At 69.9% G+C, this 4,041-nt stretch carries 4 protein-coding genes; 1 reads left to right on the top strand and 3 read right to left on the bottom strand.

Annotated elements, in window-relative coordinates; translation table 11 throughout:
• The 3 genes from trxA to B4E30_RS05550 all read right to left on the bottom strand — a co-directional run.
• A partial coding sequence (gene trxA, locus B4E30_RS05560) for a thioredoxin (RefSeq protein ID WP_286793886.1) occupies positions 1 to 369 on the bottom strand: 369 nt, incomplete at its 3' end.
• A gap of 72 nt (positions 370 to 441) precedes the next feature.
• Complete coding sequence (locus tag B4E30_RS05555) at positions 442 to 1,263, bottom strand: alpha/beta hydrolase (RefSeq protein WP_286718200.1); 822 nt, start codon at positions 1,261 to 1,263, stop codon at positions 442 to 444.
• A gap of 159 nt (positions 1,264 to 1,422) precedes the next feature.
• Entirely contained in the window at positions 1,423 to 2,433 is a 1,011-nt protein-coding gene (locus B4E30_RS05550) for a formylglycine-generating enzyme family protein (RefSeq protein ID WP_228480911.1), read from the bottom strand.
• A gap of 138 nt (positions 2,434 to 2,571) precedes the next feature.
• On the opposite strand from B4E30_RS05550, the gene nhaA reads away from it, so the two are divergent.
• Positions 2,572 to 4,041, top strand: a 1,470-nt coding sequence (gene nhaA, locus B4E30_RS05545) for a Na+/H+ antiporter NhaA (RefSeq protein WP_349676949.1), incomplete at its 3' end; no start/stop codon positions are given.

The following is a 4,041-nucleotide window of genomic DNA, read 5'->3' as shown; positions in this document are numbered from 1 at the left end:
GTCGCCCGCGGCCTGCTGCTCGGCGATCTGGCGCCGAACGTCATCCATGTCCAGGCCCTTCACCGCGGTGATCACCTGTTCCAGGGCCGGCGCGGGAAGGGCGCCCGGCTGCGAGAACACCATGATGCCTTCGCGGAAGGCCGCCAGGGTCGGAATCGACGTGATGCCGAAACCCCCGGCGAGCTCGCGCTGATCCTCGGTGTCGATCTTGCCGAAGACGACGTCGGAATGCTCGTCGGACGCCTTCTCGAAGACGGGTGCGAAGGACCGGCACGGTCCGCACCATTCGGCCCAGAAGTCGAGCAGGACGATGTCGTTGTCGGCGATGGTCTCGCGGAACGAGTCCATCGTCACGGTCTGCGTTGCCATGGAAGCCGCCTCTCTGTCGGTTGCGGTCTTCTTTCCTCCAGCGTAGGCCGATGCCGCTTCATTCCCGAGGGGTCAGCCGGCAGCGGACAACGAGACGAAATCGAGGCTCGCGTCCGAGATCTCCGTGCGCGCGGTCTCATCCGATACCTGTGGCACACCGTCGCCCGGCTGCGGGCCGTACGAGCCGAACTGGGCGTGTGAGACGCCGTCGAGAACGAGGAACTCCGTGTCGACGGGAAGGGTGGCGGCGGTATCGGCGATCTTCGACGGCGTGGCCAGCCCGTCTTCGGTGCCGGAGATCGACAGCACCTGCGTGGTGAGGGTCTCGCTGATGTCGTCGGCGGGGTAGGAGGCGTACAGGATCAGGCCCGTGGCTCGGCGCTCGGTGTCTTCGTCGTGTTCGTCGGCTTGCATTGCGGCGACCGTTCCGCCGAGCGAATGCCCGCCGATCACCCAGCCGTCGGCATGCGGCACGACGTCGCGGGCGTCGTCGAACGCGCCGAGCGCGAGGAACGCGATCCCCAGCGGCTGCTTGGCGATGACCACCGGATGGCCCGCCTCGGCGAGGGGGCGCAGGACCGCCGCGTAGGCGCGAGGGTCGACGAGCGCTCCGGGCTGGAAGAACACCGCGGTCGACGACGGCGCATCCGCGGGCTCGAAAACGATCCGATCGGCGCTCTCGACCACGGTGACGGCCTCGTCGCTCTGCATCGCCGAGAGCGCCGGCTCGACCGCCGGGTACGGGCGGAGCCAGGCGAGGGCGGCGATGCCCCCGGCGGCTGCGACCAGGAGGAGGATGCGACCGGTGACCCGCGCCGCGGTCCGGCGACGAGCGCCGCGCAGCGCCACGACGACGCCCAGGACCGCGAGCAGAGCGGCCGCGCCCAGCAGCACGGCATAGGCCGGGTGTCCGTGGACGATCGCCCCCCCACGCGGTGACGCAGGCCCACACGATGACTCCGAGGGCTGCGGCGGCGACGACGAGCGCGATCCACGTCAGCGCATCACGGCGCCGTGACGCGTCGCCGCCTCGCGGCGCATCCGATGACCCGCTCACGAACCGGCCAGGGCGACCGTGCGGAACCCGGCGTTGCCCATCGAGGAGTCAGGGGTGTTCTGCGAGCGGGCCGAATTGCGGTACCGGTTGCAATAGGAGATGTGGCAGAGGAAGCTTCCGCCGCGCAGCACCCGCACATCGCCCCGCTCCGGTCCCTGTGGATTCCGGGGAGGCGACGCGGCGTAGGTGCGGGGATCCCACCAGTCCGCGCACCACTCCCAGACGTTCCCGACCGTCTGCCACAGCCCATAGCCGTTGGGCGAGAAGGTGCGCACCGGAGCGGTGGTGAGGAATCCGTCCTCCAGGGTATTGGCGTGCGGGAAGGCACCCTGCCAGATGTTGGTGCGCCACGCGCCGCCGGAATCGGGCTCCTCGTCGCCCCACGGGTATTTGGCGCCGTCGAGGCCGCCGCGGGAGGCGTACTCCCACTCCGCTTCGGTGGGCAGACGCCGACCGGCCCAGGCGCAGTAGGCGAGCGCGTCGTTGTGCGAGACGTGCACGACCGGGTGGTCTCCGAGGCCGTCGATCGAGCTGTTCCGCCCTCCGGGGTGCCGCCAGTCGGCGCCGCGGACGCCGATCCACCACGGGGTTCCGGATGCGCGCCCCATGACGTCGTCGTCGGGTGCGTCGAGCGCGAGGTGGAACACGGCGGAGAAGCCGAAGGTCTCGGCCTCGGTCTCGAAGCCCGTGGCGTCGACGAAGCGGGCGAAGTCGTCGTTGGTCACGCTGGTCGCGTCGATCGAGAACGCGTCGAGGGTGACATCGTGCACCGGCACCTCGCCGTCACCGGGATTCCGGTCGCCCGAGGAATCGCCCATGGCGAAGGTTCCCGCCGGGATGATCGCCTGCTCGACGCCGTGTGCCCCGGACGGCTCGCCGGCCCCCTCGATGCGGCGCTTCGTCGTGCCGAGAGGGAGGAACGTGGATCGTTCGGGGGCGCCGCACGTGCATCCCGGACCGCATGCGCTCTGTCCGGCGTCTTCGCTCAGCTCGTCGTCGGATTCCACCCTCGTCACTCTACCGAGCGGGTTCTGCGTGACCTCTCCCGCGGATGCCCGAACGGGTGGAGACTTGTCGACGTGTCGAGCCCCTCTGCCCGCTCCCGCAAGCACGCCTCGATCGCCGACAAGGTCGGGGCGATCGGCATGAACCGCTCCGGAGCACTCCTGCTCCTGCTGGCCACCCTCGTCGCCATCGCCTGGGCAAATATCGCCGACGGCGCATACGAGTCATTCTGGGAGACGCACCTGTCGATCGGGCTCGGCGACATTCAGATCGACTTCACGCTGCATGCGCTCGTCAACGACGCGCTGATGGCGATCTTCTTCTTCACCGTCGGCCTCGAGGTTCGTCGCGAGTTCGCGATCGGCGAGCTGACCAGCTGGCGCCGGGCGAGCGTGCCGGTCTTCGCCGCGCTCGCGGGCCTCGCCATCCCCGCCGTGCTGTTCGTCGCGGTCGCCGCCGGCTCCGGCTACGCGCACGCGTGGGGTGTCGTCATCTCCACAGACACGGCCTTCCTCGTCGGTGCTCTCGCGCTCGTGGGACCGCGCGTTCCCGGACGCCTGCGCGTGTTCCTCCTCGCGCTCGCTGTCGTCGACGACATCGGCGCGCTCAGCATCATCGCGTTCGTCTACACCGACAGTCTCGACGTGCTCCCGCTGGTCATCGCGGCCGTGGGCTTGGCCGGCGTCTATGCCACCCGCTATCTGCCGAGCGGACGCGGCCCGGTCTACGCGACCTTGTCGATCATCGTGTGGATGGCCTTCCTCGCCTCCGGTGTGCACCCCACCCTGGCGGGCGTCGCCATCGCCCTCCTCGTTCCCGTCTATCGTCCGAATCGGCGCGACGTCGAACACGCCCTGGAACTGGCACGCACCTTCCGGCAGTCCCCGAACACCGAGTACGCCCGGGCGGCGGCGAACAGCCTGCGCGAATCGATCTCGGTCAACGAGCGGCTGCAGAGCGCCTACGCCCCATACGTTGCCTTCGTCATCCTGCCCCTGTTCGCCCTCGCGAACGCCGGGGTGGTCATCAGTCCCGAGATCCTCGCCGGCGCGGTGACCTCCTCGCTCACGTGGGGCATCGTCGTCGGCCTGGCGGTGGGGAAGTTCCTCGGCGTGTTCGGGGCTTCCGCGCTCATGCGCCGATTCGGCGCCGGCGAGTTCGGTGCCGGGCTCACCCTCGACCGGATTGCCGGCGGGGGCCTGCTGTGCGGCATCGGCTTCACGATCTCGCTCTTCATCGTCGACATCGCCATCGACGGCGCGACGGCGCAGAACGAAGCACGCGTGGGCGTGCTCGTCGCCTCTGTCATCGCCTTCGTGGCGGCCACGGTCGTGTTCCGGATCTCCGACGCCGTGCGCCCCGCTGTGGAGACGGGTGAGACCCTCGTGCGCCCGGTCGATCCCGCCCGCGACCATGTGTTCGGGCGCGACGACGCTCCCTACGAGATCGTCGAGTACGGCGACTTCCAGTGCCCGTTCTGCCTCAAGGCCTCGGGGTCGATCGACGACGTGCGCCGCGAACTCGGGGACCGGGTGCGCTACGTGTGGCGGCATGCGCCGTTGACCGATCAGCACCCGAACGCCCTCGCGGCGGCCGAGGCGGCCGAGGCG

Source organism: Microbacterium sp. UBA3394, assembly GCF_002358725.1.
Lineage (GTDB): Bacteria > Actinomycetota > Actinomycetes > Actinomycetales > Microbacteriaceae > Microbacterium > Microbacterium luteum.
Note: the sequence above shows the minus strand (reverse complement) of the source record. Positions and strands in the feature narration are given on the sequence as shown.